The sequence below is a fragment of the Streptomyces sp. NPDC045967 genome (assembly GCF_056430495.1).
In genome coordinates this window covers 128,060-151,073 of the sequence record NZ_JBWKLE010000002.1, presented here as the reverse complement: position 1 = coordinate 151,073, position 23,014 = coordinate 128,060, and the positions used below count along the sequence as shown (strand labels likewise).

General features: G+C 72.7%; 21 protein-coding genes and 1 pseudogene. 10 read left to right on the top strand and 12 right to left on the bottom strand.

Annotation, left to right across the window (positions count from 1 at the left end):
- Positions 1 to 26 precede the first annotated feature (26 nt).
- From AC07FY_RS04565 to AC07FY_RS04550, 4 genes and pseudogenes are all read right to left on the bottom strand, one after another.
- Positions 27 to 1,169, bottom strand: a complete 1,143-nt coding sequence (locus tag AC07FY_RS04565; RefSeq protein ID WP_479000291.1) for an acyl-CoA dehydrogenase family protein — start codon at positions 1,167 to 1,169, stop codon at positions 27 to 29.
- Between the two features lie 10 nt (positions 1,170 to 1,179).
- Positions 1,180 to 1,350, bottom strand: a pseudogene (locus AC07FY_RS04560) (LLM class F420-dependent oxidoreductase); the annotation flags it as partial.
- A 104-nt stretch (positions 1,351 to 1,454) separates the two neighbouring features.
- The gene (locus AC07FY_RS04555; RefSeq protein ID WP_479000288.1) at positions 1,455 to 2,585 is read right to left on the bottom strand and encodes a CaiB/BaiF CoA transferase family protein; all 1,131 of its coding nucleotides are present in this window, start codon (positions 2,583 to 2,585) and stop codon (positions 1,455 to 1,457) included.
- Positions 2,586 to 2,660: 75 nt separating this feature from the next.
- On the bottom strand, positions 2,661 to 3,071 hold the full coding sequence (locus AC07FY_RS04550; protein WP_479000285.1) for an MmcQ/YjbR family DNA-binding protein: 411 nt from the start codon (positions 3,069 to 3,071) through the stop codon (positions 2,661 to 2,663).
- Positions 3,072 to 3,247: 176 nt separating this feature from the next.
- Between AC07FY_RS04550 and AC07FY_RS04545 the strand changes: the two genes are divergently transcribed.
- Together AC07FY_RS04545 and AC07FY_RS04540 are read left to right on the top strand one after the other, a co-directional pair.
- Positions 3,248 to 4,867, top strand: coding sequence for a hypothetical protein (locus AC07FY_RS04545; protein WP_479000282.1), 1,620 nt, complete (start codon positions 3,248 to 3,250; stop codon positions 4,865 to 4,867).
- 116 nt (positions 4,868 to 4,983) lie between these two features.
- Entirely contained in the window at positions 4,984 to 6,186 is a 1,203-nt protein-coding gene (locus tag AC07FY_RS04540; protein WP_479000279.1) for a saccharopine dehydrogenase family protein, read from the top strand.
- Positions 6,187 to 6,192: 6 nt separating this feature from the next.
- Here AC07FY_RS04540 and AC07FY_RS04535 read toward each other — a convergent pair whose 3' ends face one another.
- Entirely contained in the window at positions 6,193 to 6,873 is a 681-nt protein-coding gene (locus AC07FY_RS04535; RefSeq protein WP_479000276.1) for an endonuclease V, read from the bottom strand.
- A gap of 26 nt (positions 6,874 to 6,899) precedes the next feature.
- Here AC07FY_RS04535 and AC07FY_RS04530 point away from each other — a divergent pair, with 26 nt between their 5' ends.
- Positions 6,900 to 7,199 carry a YciI family protein gene (locus tag AC07FY_RS04530; RefSeq protein WP_479000273.1) on the top strand — a complete coding sequence of 100 codons (300 nt, stop codon included), beginning with the start codon at positions 6,900 to 6,902 and terminating at the stop codon, positions 7,197 to 7,199.
- A 166-nt stretch (positions 7,200 to 7,365) separates the two neighbouring features.
- Here the strand turns inward: AC07FY_RS04530 and AC07FY_RS04525 are convergent, their stop codons facing one another.
- On the bottom strand, positions 7,366 to 8,490 hold the full coding sequence (locus AC07FY_RS04525; RefSeq protein WP_479000271.1) for a WD40/YVTN/BNR-like repeat-containing protein: 1,125 nt from the start codon (positions 8,488 to 8,490) through the stop codon (positions 7,366 to 7,368).
- A gap of 323 nt (positions 8,491 to 8,813) precedes the next feature.
- On the opposite strand from AC07FY_RS04525, the gene ssgD reads away from it, so the two are divergent.
- The 3 genes from ssgD to AC07FY_RS04510 all read left to right on the top strand — a co-directional run bounded on the left by ssgD (position 8,814) and on the right by AC07FY_RS04510 (position 12,347).
- Positions 8,814 to 9,230 (top strand): spore wall synthesis regulator SsgD, encoded by a 417-nt coding sequence (gene ssgD / locus AC07FY_RS04520; protein WP_479000269.1) that lies wholly within the window; start codon positions 8,814 to 8,816, stop codon positions 9,228 to 9,230.
- Positions 9,231 to 9,516: 286 nt separating this feature from the next.
- Positions 9,517 to 11,157: an ABC-F family ATP-binding cassette domain-containing protein gene (locus AC07FY_RS04515; protein ID WP_479000266.1), complete on the top strand. Its 1,641-nt coding sequence runs from the start codon at positions 9,517 to 9,519 to the stop codon at positions 11,155 to 11,157.
- Positions 11,158 to 11,375: 218 nt separating this feature from the next.
- Entirely contained in the window at positions 11,376 to 12,347 is a 972-nt protein-coding gene (locus AC07FY_RS04510; protein ID WP_479000263.1) for an acyl-ACP desaturase, read from the top strand.
- 91 nt (positions 12,348 to 12,438) lie between these two features.
- Here AC07FY_RS04510 and AC07FY_RS04505 read toward each other — a convergent pair whose 3' ends face one another.
- Both AC07FY_RS04505 and ligD read right to left on the bottom strand, forming a co-directional pair.
- On the bottom strand, positions 12,439 to 12,687 hold the full coding sequence (locus AC07FY_RS04505) for a WhiB family transcriptional regulator (RefSeq protein WP_479000260.1): 249 nt from the start codon (positions 12,685 to 12,687) through the stop codon (positions 12,439 to 12,441).
- Positions 12,688 to 12,786: 99 nt separating this feature from the next.
- Positions 12,787 to 13,806 carry a non-homologous end-joining DNA ligase gene (gene ligD, locus AC07FY_RS04500; RefSeq protein ID WP_479000257.1) on the bottom strand — a complete coding sequence of 340 codons (1,020 nt, stop codon included), beginning with the start codon at positions 13,804 to 13,806 and terminating at the stop codon, positions 12,787 to 12,789.
- Positions 13,807 to 13,881: 75 nt separating this feature from the next.
- On the opposite strand from ligD, the gene AC07FY_RS04495 reads away from it, so the two are divergent.
- A complete protein-coding gene (locus AC07FY_RS04495) occupies positions 13,882 to 14,955 on the top strand; it encodes an ATP-dependent DNA ligase (protein WP_479000254.1) in 1,074 nt (357 codons plus the stop codon).
- Between the two features lie 144 nt (positions 14,956 to 15,099).
- On the opposite strand, the gene AC07FY_RS04490 is transcribed toward AC07FY_RS04495, so the two are convergent.
- The gene (locus AC07FY_RS04490; protein ID WP_479001539.1) at positions 15,100 to 16,077 is read right to left on the bottom strand and encodes an NAD(P)/FAD-dependent oxidoreductase; all 978 of its coding nucleotides are present in this window, start codon (positions 16,075 to 16,077) and stop codon (positions 15,100 to 15,102) included.
- A gap of 132 nt (positions 16,078 to 16,209) precedes the next feature.
- On the opposite strand from AC07FY_RS04490, the gene AC07FY_RS04485 reads away from it, so the two are divergent.
- Positions 16,210 to 16,878 carry a helix-turn-helix domain-containing protein gene (locus AC07FY_RS04485; protein ID WP_479000251.1) on the top strand — a complete coding sequence of 223 codons (669 nt, stop codon included), beginning with the start codon at positions 16,210 to 16,212 and terminating at the stop codon, positions 16,876 to 16,878.
- Positions 16,875 to 17,396, top strand: coding sequence for an NUDIX domain-containing protein (locus tag AC07FY_RS04480; protein WP_479000248.1), 522 nt, complete (start codon positions 16,875 to 16,877; stop codon positions 17,394 to 17,396). Before AC07FY_RS04485 ends, AC07FY_RS04480 begins: the two co-directional genes overlap by 4 nt.
- 70 nt (positions 17,397 to 17,466) lie before the next feature.
- Here the strand turns inward: AC07FY_RS04480 and AC07FY_RS04475 are convergent, their stop codons facing one another.
- The 3 genes from AC07FY_RS04475 to AC07FY_RS04465 form a co-directional block, all read right to left on the bottom strand.
- Positions 17,467 to 19,542, bottom strand: coding sequence for an MDR family MFS transporter (locus tag AC07FY_RS04475; protein ID WP_479000245.1), 2,076 nt, complete (start codon positions 19,540 to 19,542; stop codon positions 17,467 to 17,469).
- A gap of 96 nt (positions 19,543 to 19,638) precedes the next feature.
- Positions 19,639 to 20,994, bottom strand: coding sequence for a 6-phospho-beta-glucosidase (locus tag AC07FY_RS04470; protein WP_479001536.1), 1,356 nt, complete (start codon positions 20,992 to 20,994; stop codon positions 19,639 to 19,641).
- A gap of 102 nt (positions 20,995 to 21,096) precedes the next feature.
- Positions 21,097 to 22,083, bottom strand: a complete 987-nt coding sequence (locus AC07FY_RS04465) for a helix-turn-helix domain-containing protein (protein WP_479000242.1) — start codon at positions 22,081 to 22,083, stop codon at positions 21,097 to 21,099.
- Positions 22,084 to 22,301: 218 nt separating this feature from the next.
- Here AC07FY_RS04465 and AC07FY_RS04460 point away from each other — a divergent pair, with 218 nt between their 5' ends.
- Positions 22,302 to 22,970 carry a helix-turn-helix domain-containing protein gene (locus tag AC07FY_RS04460; protein WP_479000239.1) on the top strand — a complete coding sequence of 223 codons (669 nt, stop codon included), beginning with the start codon at positions 22,302 to 22,304 and terminating at the stop codon, positions 22,968 to 22,970.
- Positions 22,971 to 23,014: the final 44 nt, after the last annotated feature.

The following is a 23,014-nucleotide window of genomic DNA, read 5'->3' as shown; positions in this document are numbered from 1 at the left end:
TCGGAGGTCGGGGTCTCGGGCCGTGTCTAGCCGAGGAGGGAGCGGCCGATGATCTCTTTCATGATCTCGGTCGTGCCGCCGTAGATGGTCTGGATGCGGCCGTCGGTGAAGGCCCGCGCGACCCGGTATTCGGTCATGTATCCGTATCCGCCGTGCAGTTGCAGACAGCGGTCGGCGACCCGCTTCTGCAGCTCGGTGGCCCACCACTTGGCCATGGAGGCGTGCACGTGGTCCAGTTCGCCGTTGGAGTGGTCGGTGATGCAGCGGTCGAGGAAGGTGCGGGTGACCGCGCACTCCGTGGCCATCTCCGCTATCTCGAAGCGGACGTGCTGGAGCTTGGACAGCGGCCGGCCGAAGGCCTCGCGCTCCTTGACGTACCGGGTGGTGATCTCCAGCAGGTGCTCGGCGGCGGCGATGCCGGCCATCGCGATGCCCATCCGCTCCTGCGCGAGGTTGGTCATCAGGTGCACGAAGGCGCCGTTCAGTTCGCCGAGCAGGTTCTCCTTGGGGACGCGGACGTCGTGGAAGAACAGTTCGGCGGTGTCCTGGGCCTTCTGGCCGATCTTGTCGAGGTTGCGGCCGCGCTCGAAACCCTCCATGCCGCGCTCGACGACCAGCAGCGACAGGCCGTGCGCCCCGCCCTCCGGCGTGGTCTTGGCGACCACGATCACCAGGTCGGCGAGGATGCCGTTGGAGATGAACGTCTTGGAGCCGTTCAGCACCCAGTGGTCGCCCCGGTCCTCGGCGCCGGTGCGGATCCCCTGGAGGTCGGAGCCCGCGCCCGGCTCGGTCATGGCGATGGCGGTCACCGTCTCGCCCGAGCAGAAGCCCGGCAGCCAGCGGCGTTTCTGCTCCTCGGTGGCCAGCGAGGTCAGGTAGGGCCCGATGATGTCGTTGTGCAGGCCGATGGCGAGCCCGGGGGCGCCCGCCCGGGTGAACTCCTCGGCGATCACGGCGGCATAGCGGAAGTCGGGGTTGCCGCCGCCGCCGTACTCCTCCGGCACGGCCAGGCCCAGCAGTCCCTGCCGGCCCGCGGCCCGCCAGGCCCCGCGGCTGACGATGCCGTCCCTCTCCCACTGGTCGTAGTGCGGCAGCACCTCCTTGGCGAGGAAGGTGCGGACGGTCTCGCGGAACGCCTCGTGGTCGGCGTCGAAGATCCGGCGTTGCATCGGGGGCTCCTTAAAGCCAGTTCTTGACGGTCTCGATCAGGCGGGCGGGCTCGGGCCCGACGGGCGTTCCGTCGAGCATGGTGACCCCCGCCTCGCGGAACGCCTCGACGCGGTCGCGGACGTGGCCCTCCGGCCCGCACAGCGTCATCAGCTCGCAGAACTCGTCGGGGACGGCGGCCGCCTCGGCGGTCCACAGGGCGTCGAGGACGGCCGACTCCAGCGCCGCCGCCTCGTCCGCGGCGCGGCGGGCCTCCCCGGCGTGGTGGAGCAGCATCGACGGTTCCATCAGGCCCCTTCCGGGAGCAGGGCCGGTACGTCCCAGTCGGCGGCCACCGACGCGGTGTCCGCGCCGGGCAGGGCCGGCCCGCCGGTGACGCGGGCCGGGGTCGCGGAGAAGCGCGGGGCGGGGGCGGGCTGGGTGATCCCGCCGTACTCGGTGAACGTCCCGCGGGCAGCGAGGTGCGGGTGGTGCGGGGCCTCGCGCAGCGAGAGCACCGGCGCCACGCACGCGTCGGTGCCTTCGAACACGGCCGTCCACTCCGCGCGGGTACGGGTCTTGAAGCGTGCGGCGACCGCCTCGCGCAGCTCGCCCCAGCGGGCCGGGTCCTTGCGGGCGGACGCCTGCTCCGTGATGCCGAGGAGTTCGGTGAAGGTGTCGTAGAACTGCTGCTCCAGCGCGCCGACGGCCACGTACCGGCCGTCGGAGGTCTCGTAGGTCCCGTAGAAGGGGCAGCCGCCGTCGAGCAGGTTGGCCCCGCGGCGGTCCTGCCAGCCGCCGGCCGCCACCATGGCGTGGATCATGGCGGTGAGGTGGGCGGTCCCGTCGACGATGGCCGCGTCGACCACCTGGCCCGTGCCCCCGGGGGCGGCGGCGTGCCGGAGGGCGGCGAGGACGCCGACGACGAGGTAGAGGGAGCCGCCCGCGTAGTCGCCGACCAGGTTGGCGGGGACGGCCGGCGGCCGGTCCGGGTCGCCGATCATGCCGAGGGCGCCGGTGACGGCGATGTACGCGATGTCGTGCCCGGCGGTGTGGGCGAGGGGGCCGTCCTGGCCCCAACCGGTCATCCGGCCGTAGACCAGCTTCGGGTTGCGGGCGTGGCACTCCCGCGGTCCGACGCCGAGCCGCTCGGCGACCCCGGGGCGGAAGCCCTCGATGAGGACGTCGGCGCGCTCGACGAGGTCCAGGACGCGGCCGGGTCCGCCGGCGGCCTTCAGGTCGACCAGGACGGAGCGCTTGCCCCGGTTGGTCACGTCGCAGGCCGGGTCGACCGCGAGCCCGCCGCCGCCCGGCCGGTCCACGCGCACGACGTCCGCACCCAGGTCGGCGAGGAGCATGGCGGCGAACGGGCCGGGGCCGATGCCCGCCAGTTCGACGACGCGCACTCCGGCCAGCGGGCCGGTCCCTGTCACTGCCATCGAGCCCCCAGCGTTCTCAAGCGCACGGTGTGACACATCTGATGTAACACCAGCGATGCTAGGAACGTGTTCCATTCAGCACAAGAGCAAGCGCTTAGCCATTTGCCTCGCTCCGGGCGTCCAGTCCCTGACGTGCCGCTTGAGGGCCACGGTGCGGTAGCTCTCCTCCACCCATTCGCACACCACCTGCGCGGAGGGCGCCCCCTCCTCCCCCAGCGGCACGGAGACCCAGCCCGAGCGGCCGAGGCCGTAGCCGGTGGGTTCCGCCCCGGGCACCGACATCGCATGGCCGTGCAGCGCCTCGTCCTTGAGCTTGACGGACACCCCGGGCGGCCGGGGCCCGTCGGCGTTCCCGAGGAAGACGAAGATCTTCTTGTTGACCTTCACCACGCAGTCCTCGGGACCCCACGGATACTCCTCCACGGCTTCCGGCAGCCCACGGGCGAACTCCCGCACCGCCTGCCACGTGCGTACCGCAGCCTTCATCAACGCCTCCCGCGACGAGTCGATCCTCACGCTAACCCCCGCCCGCTGATCAAAGTCCTTTCGGCGCGGCAGACGGCTATGTACTCTGAGCACGCTTCAAACCTGAGCGAGTTCAAAAAAATCGAAAAACGGGGGGTTCGGTGCGCAATCGCCGACTCGTAATGTCCGCTGCCGTCGTGGCCGCGAGCGTGGGTCTCATACCGGGGGTGGCCCAGGCCGATCCGGTCACACCGGGCAAGAAGGGCGTATCCGCACCTGACGTGGACCCGAAGCAGGCCGCGGCGGAGAACTTCAAGACGTTCGAAAGCTCCGCCGCGCGCTCGGTCCGCGCCTCCGGCGACAAGGCCACCGCGCAGTCGGCGGCCGCCAACCCCAACCTCGCCGTGGGCCTGGCGGCCTCCAACTGGTCCGCCCACTCGCTGAAGCTGACCACGTCCGTCACCAGCGACCCCAACCGGTACGTGGACGCCGTCATCGACTGGGGCGACGGCACCACGAGCAACGAGACCGCCTACGGCAGCGCGACGATCACCAACGTGCACAACTACAGCGAGCTGGGCACCTACAACGTCACGGTCACCGCGACGGACCGCGTCGACGGCACGAGCGTCACCAACTCGGTGGAGATCCTCACCGCGGGCTCGGACTTCACCCCCCACGCCCCCACCCGCCTGCTGGACACCCGCAGCGGCATCGGCGGCGCAAAGGCGAAGATCGCCCCCTACAGCACGACCCGCGTGCAGATCGCCGGCAACGGCTCGATCCCGGCGGGCGTCACGGCCGTGGTCCTGAACCTCACGGTCACCAACACCACCAGCGGCGGCCACGTCACGGCGTTCCCCTCGGGCACCGAGCGTCCGATCACCTCGAACGTCAACTTCGCCCCCGGCCAGACCGTGCCGAACCTGTCCGTCGTGCGGGTCGGCGCGGACGGCTACGTCGAGCTGTACAACGGCGGCTGGAACTCGATCGACCTGATCGCCGACGTCACCGGCTACTACACCCGGAACGCCTCCAGCGGCTACACGCCCATCTCCCCGATCCGCTTCGCCGACACCCGCGAGGGCCTCGGCACATCGCGCGGCCAGCTCCCCGGGCAGTCCTCCTTCGGCCTGCAGGTCGGCGGCAGCCGCGGCGTGCCCGCCGGCATCACCGCCGTGGCGCTCAACGTGACCGTCACCAACCCGCGCGAGGCCGGCCACCTGACCGCCTACCCGAGCGGTCAGGCGGCGCCGAGCGCGTCCAACCTGAACTTCACCGCCTGGCAGACCGTCGCCAACTCGGTGATCGTCCCGGTCGGCAACGACGGCAGGATCAACATCCGCAACGGCGCCTGGGCCGGGACCGACGTCGTCGTCGACGTCGTCGGCTACTACAGCAAGGACAGCGAGGGCGCGTACCTGGGCTTCACGAAGCCCGCCCGCGTGTTCGACACCCGCGACCCCGAGGACAACGTCTACGGGCCCCTGGGCGGCCGCGACTACATCTGGGTGGACTTCGCCTCGAAGTGGCCCGACGACATCGGCTACGTGCTGAACACCACCGCCACCAACACGGCCGGGGCCGGCTTCGTCGCGGTCGCGCCGGACCCCAACTACCGCTGGCAGTACGACGGCAATTCGGCCTCCTGGCCTGCCGCGCCCACCTCGTCCACCCTCAACTTCACCGCGGGCAAGACGGTCCCGAACCTGGTGCAGGCGAGCACGGGCCACACCGGCATCGTCGACTTCTGGAACCAGTCGGACGACGACATCGACCTGATCGTCGACATGTTCGGCTACTACGACAGGAACTGACCGCCGGCAGCCGGCGGGTCCAGCGCCCCGGGAACGGCTTCCAGCCGTCACCGGGGCGCTGCCCGTTCCCCTCACGCGCTAGCCTCGCCCCCTATCACCAGCCGGGAGGAGCGGTCATGAACGCACAGGTTCCACAGGACCAACCGCAGGAGCGGTCCCACGACATCGTGCTCTTCGGCGCCACCGGGTTCGTGGGGGCGCTGACCGCCGAGTACCTGGCCGCTCACGCGCCCACCGGCTGCCGCTGGGCGCTCGCCGGCCGGGACCTCGGCAAGCTGGAGCGGCTGCGCGAGCGGCTGGCCGCCGTCGACCCGGCCTGCGCCGGGCTGCCGCTGCTGCGGGCCGACGCCTCGGACCCCGCGGCGGTGCGCGAACTGGCCGCCTCCACCCGGGTGCTGGCCACCACCGTGGGCCCGTACGTCTGGTACGGCGCGGAGCTGGTCGCCGCCTGCGCCGAGGCGGGCACGGACTACGTGGACCTGACCGGGGAGCCCGAGTTCGTGGACCGGATGTACGTCGAGCACGACGCTCGGGCCCGGGAGAGCGGCGCGCGGATCGTGCACGCGTGCGGCTTCGACTCGATCCCCGCCGACCTCGGGGCCTACTTCACGGTCGGGCAGCTGCCCCGGGGCGTGCCGCTGCGCGTCGACGGGTTCATGCGGTCCAACGCCTTCTTCTCCGGCGGCACCCTGGCCTCGGCGCTGACCGCGCTGGGCCGCGGCCCGCAGACCGCGGCCGCGGCGCGGGCGCGCCGGCTGCACGAGCCGCGGCTGCCGGGCCGGCGGGCGCGCGGCCCGGTGGGTCCGCCGCGGTTCAGCCGGGAGACGGGTACCTGGGCGCTGCCGCTGCCCACGCTGGACCCGCGGGTGGTGGCCCGGTCCGCCGCCGCGCTGGAGGTCTACGGCCCTGACTTCCGCTACCGGCACTACGCCTCGGTCAAGCACCTCCCCGTCGCGGTGGGCGGCGCCGCCGCGGTGGGCGCGACGGCGGCCCTGGCGCAGGTCCCGGCGGCCCGGCGGTGGCTGATGGGCCGCTGGGAGCCGGGCCGGGGGCCGGACGCGGAGCGGCGGGCGCGCAGCTGGTTCACCGTACGGTTCGTGGGCGAGGGCGGCGGGCGGCGCGTGCTCACCGAGGTGTCGGGCGGTGACCCCGGCTACGGCGAGACGGCGAAGATGCTGGCCGAATCCGCGCTCTGCCTGGCCTTCGACGACCTGCCCGCCGTCGCCGGTCAGCTGACGACGGCCGTCGCGATGGGTGACGCGCTCACCCTCCGGCTCCGGAAGGCGGGCATCTCCTTCCGGGTGGCGGACGCCCGCTGAGCGGAGTCATCCCGCGGCCTCGCGCAGGGCGCGGCGGCACAGGGAGTCGGCGTGCCGGGTGGTCTCCGGAATGCGGAAGCGCGGGCTCAGGGCGAGGACGTGGGCGCAGGCGTTGTCCAGCGACACCCGGTGCCCGACGGAGACGAACACCGGCTTGATCCCGTCCTGGGTCCGCAGCGCCCGGCCCACCTCCGCTCCGTCGGAGGCGACCAGCGGGGCGAAGTCGCCGCGCCCGGCGCCCGGTTCCCCATGGGTGAAGGTGAACGGGTTCTTCGCCACGCCGATCGCGGGGAGCCCGGTGACCACACCGAGGTGGCAGGCGAGGCCGAAGCCGCGGGGGTGGGCGAGGCCGTAGCCGTCGCAGACGACGAGGCCGGGCGCGGCGGCGAGCGAGTCGAGGGCGGCCAGTACGGTCGGCAGCTCGCGGAAGGCGAGCAGCCCGGGCACGTACGGGAAGCTGACCCGGCCCACGGCGGTGGCCTCCTCGACGACTTCGAGGGTGGCGGCGTCCAGCACCACGGCCGCCGCGGCGACCAGGTCCCGCTCGTCGTCGTAGGCGACGTCCACCCCGGCGACCAGCCCGCGGCCGAGGGGCGGTCCGGGCTCGGTGAGCACGACGTGTCGGCGCAGTTCGTCCTGTATCGCCCGGGCCTCGGCCTCATCGGCGGGGGTCTTCGTACTCCTCATGATGGAGCGAGAGTAGCCTGGCGATCATGTTCGTCATGGAGCTCACCTACACCGCGCCCCTGGAAGCCGTCGAAGACCACATGGACGCCCACATCGCCTGGCTCGACGGCTACTACGCCGCAGGCGTCTTCCTCGCGTCGGGCCGCAAGGTCCCGCGCGACGGCGGCGTGATCCTGGCCGCCGGGGTGTCCCGCGCGGAGATCGAGAAGATCGCGGCGGAGGACCCGTTCACGGTGGCGGGCGTGTGCGCCTACCGCGTCACGGAGTTCATCGCCACGAAGACCTCCTCCGACCTCTCCACGGTCCGCGAGAACCCCCCGACCTGACCCAGGGGCCCTGACGGGGCCCACACCTCCCTGGGCCCTGTCGTCAAAGTCCCGCCTGGCCCGCGCTCCTTCGACGACAGGACCTGGAAGCCGGCCGCCGGAGTCCGCCCCGCGACACCGCCCGGCGGGGCGGCTCGGCGGGGAGCCCCCGAATGCGTCTGGCGGGTCAGGGGCGTTGCAGGCGGGCTGCGCGGCCCTTCTCGCCGGCGGCCCAGCAGGACCCGTCCGGGGCGCAGTCGATCGTGTCGAAGGAGCCGGTGGCCAGCGGTCGCCAGGTGCGGCCGCCGTCCACGGTCACGTCCGTGCCCGTCGGCCCGACCGCCAGGGCCGTGCCGCGGCTGTGCGGGAACCAGGCGACGCCCGACCGGTAGGCCGGCGGCGGGGTGGCCGCCTGGCGCCAGGTGCGGCCGCCGTCGCCGGAGACGGCCGCGGCCTGCGGGGACGCCTGCCCGGTGCGGTAGTCGCCGCCGACCGCGAGTCCCTGCGTGCGGTTGCGGAAGGCCAGGGCGAAGACGCCCCGCGCCGGATCGCCCGCCGGGACGGTTGACTCGGCGACGCGCCAGGACAGGCCGCGGTCCGAGGAGTGCAGCACCCGGGCCGTCGCCCCTCCCCCGGTCGCCAGCCAGACATCGCGTGGACCGGCGCTGACGAGGCACTGACCGCTCGCCGCGAAGCCCGCCTCACCGGGCAGCGCCGCCGGCATTCCGGCGTCCGGCAGCACGCGCCAGCTGCGCCCGCCGTCGTCCGTGGACAGGATGCGGAACCTGCCGTCCACCGGGTCGCTCATCGCCAGACCGTGCCGGGAGTCGAAGAAGGTGAGGCAGTCGTAGAAGGCCCTCGGGTCGGGGTTGCGGAAGGTCTCCGTCCAGGTGGCGCCGCCGTCCTCGGTGCGCAGCACCCGGGAGGCCTCGCCCTCGCCGATCGACAGGGCCACCGCCCGTCGCGCGTCGAACGCCTCGACGTCGCGCAACTCGAGCCCCTCCGCGACCGCGCCCGGCGGCGAGACGTCCTGCCAGCTGCGGCCGCCGTCCACCGTGCGCAGGACCGTGCCCCGGGAACCGGCGAGCCAGGCCGTGCTCCGGCTCACCGCCGCGAGCCCACGGAAACGCGCGGTGCTGCCCGTGTCCTTCATCGCCCAGTCCGCGCCGCCCGGTCCCGCCTGTCCTGCCGCCCCGGCCGCGGGTCCCACCCCGGCCCCGGTTCCGGGCCCGGTCCCGACCGCATGGGCGGGCGCGGTCAGGAGGCCCACCGTCAAGACTGCCGCGAACATGCCAATTCCCAGAGGTCTCATGGCGCCGGAAGCTAACGCACGCCCGATCCCCCGTCCAGGGCGCCTCGCACCCCCCGCGGCACCAGCCGGGGCGGGGCCTTGCGCCTGTGGAGTGAGCGGTAACCGGCCCTTCTTCGCGGCCACCGCGCCGGCCGGGCGCTCCGGCCTTCCCGCCGCCCCCACCCCTCCGCGGTCACTCTGTGCGATCACACGGGCGGGTTCCGGCCAATCGGTGACACAGCTCACGTCAGCTCCCATGCACGGATGTGCCGATTCGGGCGTCTATCGGGTTGCCGGGTCCCACCCCACAGCCCGGCAGCAGATCCGCCGCAAGGGAGTGAGCCGTGATCACTGTCATCGAGCAGGCCGCACAGGCCCGTCTGGTCGCCACCGCGCCGAAGGTCGAGACCGTTCCCGTCACCCTCTGCTACGACCGGGCGGACCCGTTCGCCGTGCGGATGGCCTTCCCCGCCCTGGCCACCCTGGAGGGCGTCGCGGTCTCCTGGACCTTCTCGCGCGAACTCCTCGAAGCCGGGCTGGACCGCCCGGCGGGCTGCGGCGACGTACGCGTGCGCCCGTACGACGGCGACCGCACCACGATCGAGTTCCACGCGCCCGAAGGGGTGGCGATCATCCTGATGCTGACGGCCGAGCTGCACCGGTTCCTGGAACGGGCGTCGACGGTGGTCGCGCCCGGCCTCGAGCACCTCTACCTCGACATGGACCACAGCCTGGCCGAGCTGATGCGCGACACCTGCTGACCCGGACCGCCGGACTTCGGGGGCCGGCCCGGCGAAGGCTCCGGCCGGCCGGACGCCTAATTCGATTGCGGGCGGCTTCGGCCGCCCGTAGCTTCGTTCACGGCCCGCGCCCACGGCCCTTGCCCGTCCCCGCACGCCCTCGCAGCTGCCCCAGCGCTTGGTTCACGTGCCGCCGAAACGGAGTAGGACATTGCTCTTCTGAGGTTCGAGACACCGGCCACCAACCACCCCACAGCCGGCCGTCTCCCCGCGTTGCACGCACCACTCACGCAACCTGGAGGCCTCCATGAGCCATGCACCCACGTTCGTCACCTGCTCCCGACTGTCCTTCGACTGGCCCGACGGGACGCCCGTCTTCGACGGCCTCCAGCTCGCCGTCGGCCCCGGCCGCACCGGCCTGATCGGGGTCAACGGCTGCGGGAAGTCCACCCTGCTGAAGCTTCTCGCCGGTGAACTGACCCCTTCCGGCGGCCAGTTGTCCATCGCCGGCACCGTCGGCCACCTCCCGCAGGACATCATCCTCGACACCGCGCTGCGCGTGGACGAGGTGCTCGGCATCCGCGCCACCCGGACGGCACTGCACGCCATCGAGGCGGGTGGGGCCACCGAGGCCGACTTCGCCGCCGTGGGCGACGACTGGGACGTGGAGGAGCGGGCCCTGGCCACGCTCGACCAGCTCGGTCTCGGCCGGATCGGCCTGGACCGGACCGTCGGCGAGCTCTCGGGCGGGGAGGGCGTCCTGCTGCGGCTGGCCGCGCTGCTGCTCGCACGCCCCGACGTACTGCTGCTGGACGAGCCCACCAACAACCTCGACCTGCGGGCGCGCGGCCGCCTCTACGCGGCGGTGGAGTCCTGGACCGGGGTGATGGTTTTGGTCAGCCACGACCGGGAGCTGCTGGCCCGGGTCGACCAGATCGCCGACCTGCGCGACGGCGAAGTCCGGTGGTACGGCGGGAACTTCACGGACTACGAGGCGATGCTCGCCGCCGAGCAGGATGCGGCCGAGCGGATGGTCAGGGTCGCGGAGGCCGACGTGCAGCGGCAGAAGCGCGAACTGACCGAAGCGCACGTCACCTTGGCGCGGCGCAAGCGGTACGGGCAGAAGATGAACGACAACAAGCGCGAACCGAAGATCGTGATGGGCGCGCGCAAGCGGGCCGCGCAGGAGTCGGCGGGCAGGCACCGCATCCTGCACACCGAGAAGCTGGCCCGGGCCAAGGAGCGGCTGGACCACGCGGTGGACGCGGTCCGCGACGACGACGCGATCCGCATCGAACTGCCGGCCACCCGGGTCCCGCCGGGCCGCCGGGTGCTGACCCTGAGCGATCTGCGGCTGGCCCATGGGGCGCGCGTCCCGGGCGAGTGGGAGCTGCGCGGTCCGGAGCGGATCGCGCTGGTGGGCCGCAACGGATCGGGCAAGACCACCCTGCTGCGCACGGTCGCGGGCCTGCTCGCGCCGGAGTCCGGGGCGGTGGAGACCCATGTGGCCACGCGGTTCCTGCCCCAGCGCCTGGACGTGCTGGACGACGACCGCTCGGTTGTGGAGAACGTGGCACGGTTCGCCCCGCAGGCGACGAACAACGTGATCCGGGCCCGGCTGGCGCACTTCCTGTTCCGGGGCGCCCGGGCGGACCGGGCGGCCGGCACCCTGTCCGGCGGCGAGCGGTTCCGGGCGGCACTGGCGGCCCTGCTGCTGGCGGAGCCGGCGCCGCAGCTGCTGATGCTGGACGAACCGACGAACAACCTGGACCTGGCGAGCGTGCGGCAGCTGGCGGACGCGCTGGAGTCGTACGAGGGAGCGCTGGTGGTGGCCGGCCACGACGTGCCGTTTCTGGAGTCGGTCGGCATCACCCGCTGGCTGGTCCTCGACGGTGAGCTGCGGCAGACCACGGCCGAGGAGGTCCGGGCGACGCTGTGGCACGGGTGAACGGCTGTTTTGGGCCGTCAAGGGGTAGGGAGGAACCACCTGGGGGCATGACTTTTGCCCCCGGGTGGCCCCTTCAGGACGCCTTCAAACTGCATGGATAACGGGATGTAACCGGTCATAGCCTTGGCTGGGACTTGGCTGGCCTTGACGCCGCGTTTAACCTACGACTCCGTAGGCTACGGAACCGTAGGTAATTCGCTTTGCACCCAGGAGTACCCGTGACGATCACCTCTCCCCACCTCGGCAGCTCGGAGGCGTGGACCGACGCCAAGTTGCTGTTCGCGCTGGAAGAGGTGGTCGAAAAGGAACTGAACCGCCACCTGGCGGTCACCAAGGACTGGATGCCCCACGAGTACGTGCCGTGGAGCGACGGGCGGAACTTCCCCGGCTTCTTCGAGGACGGCGAAGCCTGGGACCCCGAGCAGTCCAAGGTCACCGAGATCGGCAAGATCGCGCTCGTCGTGAACCTGCTGACCGAGGACAACCTCCCCAGCTACCACCACGAGATCGCCTCGCTCTTCGGCCGCAACGGCGCCTGGGGCACCTGGGTGCACCGCTGGACGGCCGAGGAGGGCCGCCACGGAATCGTGATGCGCGACTACCTGCTGGCCTCGCGCGCCGTGGACCCGGACAAGCTGGAAGTGTTCCGGATGCAGCACATGTCGGAGGGGTTCGAGTCCGACAACCGCCACTCCATGCTGCACTCGGTGGCGTACGTCGCCTTCCAGGAGCTCGCCACCCGCATCTCGCACCGCAACACCGGCCACCAGTCCGGTGACCCCGTGTGCGACCGGATGCTGGCGCGCATCGCGCAGGACGAGAACCTGCACATGGTCTTCTACCGCAACCTGCTGGGTGCGGCCTTCGAGCTCGCCCCGGACCTGACGATGCAGGCCGTGCGGGACGTGGTGGTCAACTTCCGCATGCCGGGACACGGCATGCCCGGGTTCGAGCGGATGGCCGCGCAGATGGCCATCGGCGGGGTCTACAACCTGCGGATCCACCACGACGACGTACTGAGCCCCGTGATCCGCTTCCTGAAGATCATGGACATCGACGGTCTGGGTCCCGAGGGCCAGAAGGCCCAGGAGGAGCTCGGCCTGTTCATGAACGGGCTGGACTCCGAGGCCCGCAAGTTCGACGAGCGCCTGGCCGCCCGCGCGGCCCGCATCGCGGCCCGCAAGGGCTGATCCGCCCCTCGCCCACCGCCCTCGCCCCGGGGGAAGCCGATCGCCCTGGCGGAGCCGCGCTCCGCCGGGGCCTTCGTGTCGCTGCCCCGGCTCAGCCGCGGCGCGCCCGCAGGGCCAGGCGCTCGGACTCCGAGAGACCGCCCCAGACCCCGAAGCGCTCGTCGTTGGCGAGGGCGTACTCCAGGCATGCGGTCCGGCCCTCGCACGCCCCGCACAGCCGCTTCGCGTCGCGCAGTGACGAGCCGGGCTCCGGGAAGAAGAAGCCCGGACCCGTCTGGGCGCACAGGGCGAGGTCGTACCAGGCGGGGATGACGGTGGTGTCAGCGGTGTTCATCGACATGCCGGTGATCCTGGCCGCCCCCGATGGACGTCTTCTCAACGAGCGATCAACACCGTTCCCGGCCGGCGTCCACCTCGCGGTCGTGGACGCGGTCCCCGCTCAGTCCTCGTGCTTCGCGCGGCTCGGCTGGACGCGCTTCGGCTCGCCCGGCATCTTCGGGTAGTCCGGGGGGTAGGGCATGTCGCCCAGGCCCTGCTCGTGCTCGTCGCGGGCGGCGAGTTCGAGCACGGCGTCCAGGCTGAACGCGTGGTCGTCCATGTCGGCGTGCAGGTCGCCCAGCTCGGCGAAGCGGGCGGGCATGGTCACGATGTCGAAGTCGCGCGGTTCCGCGTCGTCCACCTCGTCCCAGCGCAGCGGCGCCGAGACCGGGGCGTGCGGGCGGGGGCGGACGGAGTAGGCGGAGGCGATCGTGCGGTCGCGCGCCGTCTGGTTGTAGTCGACGAAGATCCGCTCGCCGCGCTCCTCCTTCCACCAGGCGGTGGTGACCCTGCCCGGCATGCGGCGCTCCAGTTCCCGGCCGAGGGCGATGGCGCACCTGCGGACCTCGGTGAACGTCCAGCGCGGCTCGATCGGGACAAAGACGTGCAGGCCGCGACCGCCCGAGGTCTTGGGCCAGCCCCGCAGTCCGAGTTCCTCCAGCAGGCCGCGCAGTTCGTGCGCGGCCGCCACGGCGTGGTGGTAGTCGGTGCCCGGCTGCGGGTCGAGGTCGATCCGCAGCTCGTCGGGCCGGTCGGTGTCCTCGCGGCGCACCGGCCAGGGGTGGAAGGTGAGGCAGCCCAGGTTGGCGGCCCACAGGACCGCGGCCGGCTCCGTCGGGCAGATCTCGTCGGCGCTGCGGCCGCTCGGGAAGGCGATGTGGGCGGTCGGGATCCAGTCGGGCAGGTTCTTCGGAGCCCGCTTCTGGAAGAAGGACTCGCCCTCCACGCCGTCCGGGTAGCGCTCCAGGGTGGTCGGCCGGTTGCGCAGGGCGCGGGTGATGCCGTCCGCGACGGCCAGGTAGTACTCGGCCACGTCCCGCTTGGTGAGGCCGCGCTCGGGGAAGTAGACCTTGTCCGGACTGGACAGCCGTACCGTCCGCCCGCCCGCGTCCAGCTCGATGGCATTGCCCGCAGCACCCATGTGCGCCACGGTAGGCGGCCGCGGCCGGGTGCGCACACCGGGCGGGCACGGGCGCACCGCCGCAGAATCGGAGACATGGACCTGCCGGTGATGCCGCCCGTGAAACCGATGCTCGCCAAGTCCGTGACGAAGATCCCGCCCGGGATGCAGTACGAGGCGAAGTGGGACGGCTTCCGGGCCATCGTCCACCGCGACGGCGACGAGATCGAGCTGGGAAGCCGTACGGGCAAGAGCCTGACCAGGTACTTCCCCGAGCTGGTGACGGCCCTGAAGGAGAACCTGCCCGACCGCTGCGTCGTCGACGGGGAGGTCGTCATCGTCCACGGCGGGCGCCTGGACTTCGACCGGCTGACCGAGCGCATCCACCCCGCCGACTCCCGCGTGCGTATGCTCGCCGACACCACCCCGGCCAGCTTCGTCGCCTTCGACCTGCTCGCCCTCGGCGACCGGGCGCTCCTCGACACCCCGCTCACCGAGCGCCGCAGTGCTCTCGCCCGCTCCCTCGCCACCGTCCGGCCCCCCGTCCACCTCGCGCCCGCGACCACCGATCCCGCGCTGGCGCAGGAGTGGTTCGAGCGGTTCGAAGGCGCCGGGCTCGACGGAGTGATCGCCAAACCGCTCGATCTGCCCTACCGGCCCGATGCCCGTCTGATGTTCAAGATCAAGCACGAGCGTACGGCGGACGTCGTCCTCGCGGGTCTCCGCTTCCACAAGAGCGGTCCGATCGTCGGATCGCTGCTGCTCGGCCTGTACGACGCCCACGGCGCCCTCCAGCACGTGGGCGTGTGCGCCGCGTTCCCGATGAGGCGCCGCGCCGAGATGGTCGAGGAGCTCGAACCGCTGCGCATGCCGGACGCCGCCGGACATCCGTGGGCCGCCTGGGCGGAGGAGGCCGCGCACGAGAGCGCCCGCCTGCCCGGCGCCCCGAGCCGGTGGACCGGGAAGAAGGACCTCTCCTGGGTCCCCCTGCGCCCCGAACGGGTGCTGGAGGTGCGGTACGACCACATGGAAGGCGACCGCTTCCGCCACACGGCCCAGTTCCACCGCTGGCGCCCCGACCGGGAACCGGAGAGCTGCACCTACGCCCAGTTGGAGGAGGTCGTGGGATACGACCTCGCCGAAGTGCTCGGCGCTCCCCCCACCGGCTGACCGGGCGGAACGCCGGGCACGCCGGCACCCCGGCACCCCCGGCGCCCGTGGACAGGGGCGGCAGGGCCCCGGCCCCGGCAGGACGCGGGAGATCCGGGCAGGGGCCGGAATCGGGCAGGGGCCGGGGGATCCGGGCGCCGGCCCTCACCCCGACGTGGACGGGCCCGCCGCCGCCCGGTAGACCTCCAGCGCGCGCCGCGTCTGCGCCTCGACGAGGTCGGCGTTGATCGCGGCTCCCGCGCGCACCCCCTGGGCGGCGGCCCCCGCGACCTGCTCCATCGGCGAGACCACGTTGCCCGCGACCCAGACGCCCGGGTGGGCGGTCGCGCCGGTCAGCGGGTCGGCCTCGACGCAGGTGCCCACGACATGACCGTCGCGTTCGAGCGCCGTCGTCGGCAGGCCGAGGCCGGTCAGGACCCCGGAACGGGCCGTGAACCGGGGAGTGACCACGAGCGCCCCGCAGCGTGCCGCGCCGCCGCCCGCCAGGGCCACCCCGGTGAGCCGGTCGTCCTCGACCAGCAGTCCGCGGACCTCGCCCTCGACGACCTCGACGCCCCGGGCGGCCAGCAGCTCCCGGTCCTCGGCGGTGAGCCGCCAGGTGTGCGCGAGGAGCGTGGTCCGGGCGGTCCACTGCCGCCACAGCCCGGCCTGGAACACCGCGAGGGGGCCGTCGGCCAGCACCGCGACCGCCTGGTCCCGGACCTCCCAGCCGTGGCAGTACGGGCAGTGCAGGACGTCCCGCCCCCACCGCGCCCGCAGCCCCGGTACGGCCGGGAGCTCGTCCACCAGACCGGTGGCCACCAGCAGCCGCCCCGCCCGGACGACGGAGCCGTCGCCGCAGCGCACCAGGAACCCTCCGTCGGGCAGCCTTTCCGCGGCGATCACCGTGCCCGTCCGGACGGCTCCGCCGTAACCGGCGACCTCCGCCCTCCCCCGGGCCAGCAGATCGGCCGGGCTCCGCCCGTCGTGGCCGAGGTACGCGTGCAGGTGCGCGGCGGGGGCGTTGCGCGGGCTGCCCGAGTCGATCACCAGCACCGAGCGGCGGGCGCGGACCAGGGTCAGGGCTCCGGCGAGACCGGCCGCGCCGCCCCCGACGACCACCACGTCGAACCGTTCCGCCATCGTGTCGTCGTTCTCGCCGTGGTTGTGGCTGTTGCTGTTGCTGTTGCTGTTGCTGTTGCTGTCCATAGCGCGAGCATCTTCCCGCCTGCTCGGACTTGACAAATGTTGTTGCCGAAGCGGCAAATGGAACACATGGCCACCGACCGACACACCGACCAGCCGGGTGAGAAACCGGACGCGAAGCGAAGCGCCAAGCAGGACGACGATCTCGCCGGCGTGCTCACCGCCGTCGGTCCCCGGCTGCGCGCACTGCGCCAGGAGCGCGGCACCACCCTGGCCCAGCTCGGCGAGGCCACCGGAATCTCGCTCTCCACCCTGTCCCGGCTCGAATCCGGACAGCGCCGGCCCACCCTCGAGCTGCTGCTCCCCCTCGCCAAGGCGCACCGGGTGGCACTCGACGAGCTGGTCGGCGCGCCCGAGACCGGGGATCCGCGGATCCGCCCGCGCCCCCTCGTCCGGCATGGCACCACCATCCTGCCGCTGACCCGCCACTTCGGCGGGGTGCACGCCTTCAAGCAGGTCTTCCCGGCCGTCGAAGGCAGCCCGGCCCCGCCGGAACTGCGCGTCCACGAGGGCTACGAGTGGCTGTACGTGCTGTCCGGACGCATCCGCCTGCTGCTCGGCGAGCACGACCTGGTCCTCGGCCCCGGGGAGGTCGCCGAGTTCGACACCCGCACCCCGCACGCCTTCTTCAACGCCGGTCCGCATGCGGCGGAGTGCCTCAGCCTCTTCGGACCGCAGGGCGAGCGGATCCACGTCCGCGCCAGGCCCACCTCCACCACACCGGAAGGACGCCCGTGAACGGCACCGAAGAGCAGCCCGAGCGCGCCGAGCGCGCCGAGCACCCCGGCCGCCCGCAGCGCCCCGAACGGGCCGCTCCGCAGCCCCACGCCGTCGTCGGCGTCGGCCTGGTCGTCGTCCGCGAGGACGGCCGGATCCTTCTGGGCCAGGCGCACGACGGCCGGTGGGAGCTGCCCGGCGGCAAGGTCGACCCGGGTGAGGGCTTCGAGCAGGCGGCCGCCCGGGAGCTCGCCGAGGAGACGGCCCTCGAGGCGGAGCCGGAGGGGATCCACGTGCTCTCCGTGCAGCTCGAGACGAAGGCGGGCCTGACCCGGCTGACGGCGGCCGCCGTGACCACGACGGCCCGCGGTGTCCCCGCCGTCACGGAACCGCACAAGATCGCCCGGTGGCAGTGGTTCGCCCCGACCGCCATCCCCCCGGCCCTCTACGCCCCGACCGCGGCGGTGCTGCGCGCCTGGCGCCCGGACCTCACCGCGTTGCCGCAGGTGCCCTCGCACGACTACCGGATCGCGACCTGAACCGGACCCTCCGGCCCCAGGGCCCCGAACCCGGAATCCACGGGCCCGTCCCGGCCCGCCCGAACCGCCCTCACACCCCGGCCCGCACCCGCACCCGCGGCGCGAAGTTGCCCTCGCCCAGGTCCTCCGCGAGCAGTCGCTTCGCGATCGCGTCCGCCGCCACCCGCAGCTCCGCGCTCCGCGGCCGGCCGCGGTCCTTCTCCAGCCGGTCCCGAAGCCAGTCCGCCCACGCCGCCGAGATGACGCCCGCTTCCCGTTGGCCGGCCGGGGTGAGGGTGAAGTAGCTGCCCTCTCGGCTGAGGTAGCCCTCTTCCACCATCCGGTCGAACACCGGCACCAGCACCTCCGGCGGCACCGACCTGCGCCCGGCGATCAGGCCGAGGCTGGCGGTGCCCACCGTCCGGGTCATGAGTTCCACCTGCATCACGGCCCACGCACCGGCCATGTCCAGCCGGGTGTCCGAGCCCCGGACGATCGAGCGCGCGGTGTCGGGCCCCATGGTCCGGACGAGCTTGCCGACCGCCAGCTCCAGCAGCTTGGCCGAGTCCCCGCTCGCCGTGGCCGGCGAGCCGAAGCCGTCGCCCATGTCCGTCGACCCGGCGCGGGCGCTGTCGCGCAGCTTGACCTGCTTGAGGAACAACCCGACGACCAGGCCGAACGCCGCGACCGGCACGGTCCACAGGAACACCGTGTGCAGGGCGTGCGCGTAGGCGGCGATCACCGGTTCCGCGGCTGCCGGGTCCAGTCCGTGCACCCCTTCGGGGCTCGACGCGGCCTCCGCCAGCCGCGCAGGGTCCTGCCCGGTGAGCCGCGCCGCCTCGGCGACCGCGGCGCTCAGTCCGGGCCCCAGGCTGTTGGCGTAGATGGTGCCGAAGACGGCCGTCCCGAAGGCGCTGCCGAGGGTACGGAAGAAGGTGACGCCGGAGGTGGCCGTGCCGAGGTCGGCGTAGTCCACGGTGTTCTGCACGGCGATCGTCAGCACCTGCATGGACAGCCCGATGCCGGTGCCGAGCACGAACATGTACAGCGATTCCAGCAGGGAGTTCGTCCCGGGTCCCATCATCGACAGCAGGTACAGCCCGACGCCCATGACCGCCGAGCCCACGATGGGGAAGATCCGGTACCGGCCGGTCTTGCTGGTGACGTTGCCGCTGAAGACGGAGGCGATCAGCAGCCCGAAGACCATGGGCAGGGTCCGCACTCCGGAGACGGTGGCCGAGTCCCCGTCGACGTACTGCAGGTAGGTCGGCAGGAACGTCAGCGCGCCGAGCATCGCGAACCCGACGACGAAGCTCAGTACGGAGCAGACGGAGAAGACCGGGTTGCGGAAGAGCCGCATGGGCAGCATCGGCTGCGCGGCCCGGGTCTCGGCGAGGCAGAACAGGGCGAGCGCGACGGCCCCGCCCGCGAACAGGCCGATGATCGTCGGCGAGGTCCAGGCGTACTCGTTCCCGCCCCAGCTGGTGGCCAGGATCAGGGCGCTCGCGCCGACCGCGACCAGGGCGATGCCCAGGTAGTCGATGACCGGTTTGCCCGTGGCCCGCACCGAGGGGATCGTGCGGGCGGCCGCGATGACGACGAGGATCGCGATCGGCACGTTGACGTAGAAGCACCACCGCCAGCTGAGCTGATCGGTGAACAGGCCGCCGAGGAGGGGGCCGATGACGGTGGCCACGCCGAAGACCGCGCCGATCAGGCCCTGGTACTTGCCGCGTTCGCGCAGGGGCACGACATCGGTGATCAGCGCCATGGACGTGACCATCAGACCGCCCGCGCCGATGCCCTGGACTCCGCGCCACAGGATCAGGAGCGTCATGTTGCCGGCCAGGCCGCACAGGAAGGAGCCGCTGATGAACACCACGGTGGATACCTGGAAGATGAGCTTCCGGCCGAAGAGGTCGCCGAACTTGCCGACCAGCACCGTCGCGACGGTCTCGGCGAGCAGGTAGGCGGTCACCACCCACGACATGTGGTCGCCACCGCCGAGGTCCGCCACGATCGTGGGCAGGGCGGTGCCGACGATCGTCTGGTCGAGCGCGGCCAGCAGCACGCCCAGCATGATCGTGCCGAAGACGACGTTGCGCCGCCCGCGGTCGAGCACGGGGGGCGCGAGGGGCGCGGGAGCCGTGGCGCGGGCAGTGGTCACCCTCGCACTCTCACAGCGCCCCCGCCGCCCCGCATGCGGCACTGGACCGTACGGGCGAGTGCGCCACTCGCTCCGCCGGACCCCGCGCGCGGGGCATCAGCGCAGGTAGGACAGGCCCGGGTGCGCGGAGGCGTAGCCGTCGAGCAGCCGCCGGGCCACACCCACGGAGTCCACCAGCGGGTGCAGGGCGAAGGCCTTCACGGCGGTGGCCCGCGAGCCGCTGGCCGCGGCCGCCAGGACCTCCCGCTCGACCGCCTTGACCGCCGTCACGAGCCCGACGGCGTGCAGCGGCAGCGGGGCCACGCCGACCGGGTGGGCGCCGTTGGCGTCGACCAGGCAGGGCACCTCGATGACGGCGTCCGCGTCGAGGACCGACAGGGTCGAGCCGTTGCGCACGTTGAGGATCAGCGTGGCCCGCTCGTCGCGGGCGATGGCCCGCATCAGCGCGAGCGCCACCTGCTCGTAGCCGCCGGACTCCGGATCGCTCCCGTCGCGCGCGCCGGCGCCCGCCGCCTCGCGGTTCTCGGCCATGTACGTGGCCTCGCGCTCGGCCCGGGTCCGGTCCCAGGCGGCCAGCGCCGCTCCGGCCGGCAGCCCGGGCCGGCCCGCCTCCGCGTAGAACCGGCGCTGCTGGTCGCGCAGGAAGGCCCCGCGCGTGCGTTCGGCCTTCTGGTAGGCGCGTACGGTGTCGCGGTTGAAGTAGTAGTAGTGCAGGTACTCGTTGGGGACCGCGCCGAGTGAGCGCAGCCACTCGGCTCCGAAGAGCCGGCCCTCCTCGAACGACTCCAGCGCCTCGGTGTCGGCCAGCAGCCGGGGCAGTTGGTCGCGGCCGCCGACGCGCAGCCCGCGCACCCAGCCCAGGTGGTTGAGGCCGACGTAGTCGATCCACGCGTCCTGCGGCCGGGCGCCCAGCACCCGGGCGATGCGCCGGCCCAGACCCACGGGCGAGTCGCAGATGCCGATGACGCGCTCGCCGAGTTCCTCGGCCATCGCCTCGGTCACCAGACCGGCCGGGTTGGTGAAGTTGATGACCCAGGCGTCCGGAGCGGTGCGCGCGATCCTGCGCGCGAGCTCCCGGGCGACCGGCACCGTCCGCAGTCCGTAGGCGATCCCGCCCGCGCCGACCGTCTCCTGGCCCAGCACCCCCTCGGCCAGGGCGATCCGCTCGTCGGCGGCGCGCCCGTCGAGCCCGCCGACCCGGACGGCCGAGAAGACGAAGTCGGCGCCGCGCAGAGCTTCGTCGAGGTCCCCGGTGGCGGTGACGGCCGGGGCGTCGGGCAGCCCGGCGGCGGCCGCCTGGTCCGCGAGCACCCGGGCCGTGGCGCCGAGCCGTGCCGGGTCCTCGTCGTAGAGGGTCACCGCCGTCACCCGGCCCTCGGCGCGGTCGCCGAGGAGTGCTCCGTAGACGAGGGGGACCCTGAACCCGCCCCCGCCGAGGATCGTCAGCCGCACGCCCTTACCGCCCTTCACCGAGACCAGTGCCACGGTCGGTGGCACGGGACCGGCACGGCGTCCGCGGCACGCGACCTGCGGGGACCAGTCTCCCCCGAAGGCTCACTCCCCCAGCGACGGCACGGCGCGCAGCCGGGCGCCCTGGTGCTGGGCGAGCCCGCCGCCCCGCACGGGGCCCGCCGGCGCGCCCTGCGGCGCCGAGAGGATCAGGGTGATCCGGGTCAGCCCCATGGCGTCCAGCATGCGGCTGGTCTCGGCCACCATGCGGCAGCGCACCAGGCCCTGGCGCGGGTCGGGGTGGCGCACCGTGCGCACCGCCCCGTCCTGTTCGGCCGCCTCGGCTCCGCGCATGCTCAGCCAGTGCGGGACCCCGTAGCGGTAGGCCGCTTCCATGAAGGGATCACGGGCCACCTCCTGGCGGATGCTGCTCAGCCCCTCGTCCTCCGGGGCCGCCTCGAGCGCGGTGGCGAACTGCGCCAGCAGCGGTACGCACCAGGCCGGTTCGTGGTCCTCCAGCACGGCCGCGGCGTCCGGGTGGAACAGCACGAAGCGCAGGAAGTTGTCGTCCGGCAGGGCCGTGGGGTGCGGCCGTACCGACTGGAAGAGCTGGTCGAAGGCCGAGTTGGTGAGGGCGACGTCCCAGCGGTGGTCCACCAGGAAGCTCGGGTAGGGGACGGCTTCCATGAGGGCCGCGTAGTCGCACAGGTAGTCGCGCTGCGCGGGATCCTCGGGGAGCCGGTTCTCCTCGGCGGCCCGCCAGGTGGGCGGGGGGTCGCGGTCGACCATGACGCGGAAGAGCCAGAAGCACTGCCGCTCGCTCATCTCCAACGCCTCGGCGAGCGCCAGGAGTTTGCGGTCCGTCCACTCCTTGACCAGGCCGCGTTCCCAATTGCCGTACGCGCGCACGCTGATGCGCAACCGAGCGGCGAGGTCCTCCTGGCTGAGCCCCAGTTCCTCGCGGCGCTGGCGCAAAATCTCCTTGCGTCGCTCCGACCGCACGGCGCCGCGTGCGGACTCCTCGCCCGCCAGGCGCTCCTCACCGGCTCGGGCGAGGCCATCGGCCGGGCCCACCGCTGCGAGATATGGCACCGAGAGCTCCCCCTCCTCACGGTCTGGATCTTCATTTCCGTGTGGCGATCCTGCTACCGACTTCATTCGAGTGTCAACTATTGTGGCAATTCCAGCCTCTTGACAGCTCATTCCCGCCACAGCTGTGGCACGTTCTAGCCCTTCGGTGTGTTAGCGGCTAGATTCCAGGAGCCGACCATGTGCCCGTACCGACTTCGTGCGAACTAGGAGAACCCCTGGTGACAGACGGCTTCCCGGCTCCCGTCGCGGTGGCCCACGCACCCCTGGCAGCCACCGTCACGCGCGTCGCCGAACTCGCGGGCAAGTTGGGCCGCGACCTGAACCAGGTCTTCGACCTGCGGCGCCTCTCGGAGGCGTCCGGCGTGCCCACGGACGTGGTCAGGATCCTGCTCGACGGCAGGCCCGCCGGCGAACCCGATCTCCAAACGCGCTTCCTGCAGCGCCTCGACCTGCTGCGGCGCACCCGGGTCAAACCCAACGGCCGCCGCTACACGCAGCAGGAGATCGCGGACGGCGCCGGAATGTCCCGGCAGCAGGCCGGAGCCCTGATCAACGGCGACCGCCGCCCCACCATGGAGCACTGCGACGCGATCCAGCGCTTCTTCGGGGTGCACGCCGGTTTCCTCACCGCCCATGACGCGGACGCCCTCACCGACGCCCTCCAGCGCACCGAGCAGCAGCTGCTCCAGGACTTCGCCGGCCGCGCGCGCGAAACCGTACCGGCCCCGGCCGCTTCGGCAGGCGATCCGCTGGCAAGACTCCTCCAGAACCACGGTGTGCGGGGCATCGCCTGGAGAGCCGCACAACTGCCCAGCGACAAGCACCGGGACAAGGTGACCGAATGGCTGGACATGCTCCTCGAAAGCGTCAAACCGAACGAATCCTGACCCAGTCGAACGTCTGGGTCTGATCCTTGAGTCCTGATCCGGAT

Coding starts and splice junctions, on each gene's coding strand:
- AC07FY_RS04490 (WP_479001539.1), bottom strand. CDS start 16,077: ATGGCGGAACGGTTCGACGTGGTGGTCGTCGGGGGCGGCGCGGCCGGT.
- AC07FY_RS04550 (WP_479000285.1), bottom strand. CDS start 3,071: ATGAAGGCTGCGGTACGCACGTGGCAGGCGGTGCGGGAGTTCGCCCGT.
- AC07FY_RS04495 (WP_479000254.1), top strand. CDS start 13,882: ATGGACCTGCCGGTGATGCCGCCCGTGAAACCGATGCTCGCCAAGTCC.
- AC07FY_RS04525 (WP_479000271.1), bottom strand. CDS start 8,490: ATGAGACCTCTGGGAATTGGCATGTTCGCGGCAGTCTTGACGGTGGGC.
- AC07FY_RS04515 (WP_479000266.1), top strand. CDS start 9,517: ATGAGCCATGCACCCACGTTCGTCACCTGCTCCCGACTGTCCTTCGAC.
- AC07FY_RS04540 (WP_479000279.1), top strand. CDS start 4,984: ATGAACGCACAGGTTCCACAGGACCAACCGCAGGAGCGGTCCCACGAC.
- AC07FY_RS04485 (WP_479000251.1), top strand. CDS start 16,210: ATGGCCACCGACCGACACACCGACCAGCCGGGTGAGAAACCGGACGCG.
- AC07FY_RS04555 (WP_479000288.1), bottom strand. CDS start 2,585: ATGGCAGTGACAGGGACCGGCCCGCTGGCCGGAGTGCGCGTCGTCGAA.
- AC07FY_RS04505 (WP_479000260.1), bottom strand. CDS start 12,687: ATGTCGATGAACACCGCTGACACCACCGTCATCCCCGCCTGGTACGAC.
- AC07FY_RS04565 (WP_479000291.1), bottom strand. CDS start 1,169: ATGCAACGCCGGATCTTCGACGCCGACCACGAGGCGTTCCGCGAGACC.
- AC07FY_RS04535 (WP_479000276.1), bottom strand. CDS start 6,873: ATGAGGAGTACGAAGACCCCCGCCGATGAGGCCGAGGCCCGGGCGATA.
- ligD (WP_479000257.1), bottom strand. CDS start 13,806: ATGGGTGCTGCGGGCAATGCCATCGAGCTGGACGCGGGCGGGCGGACG.
- AC07FY_RS04530 (WP_479000273.1), top strand. CDS start 6,900: ATGTTCGTCATGGAGCTCACCTACACCGCGCCCCTGGAAGCCGTCGAA.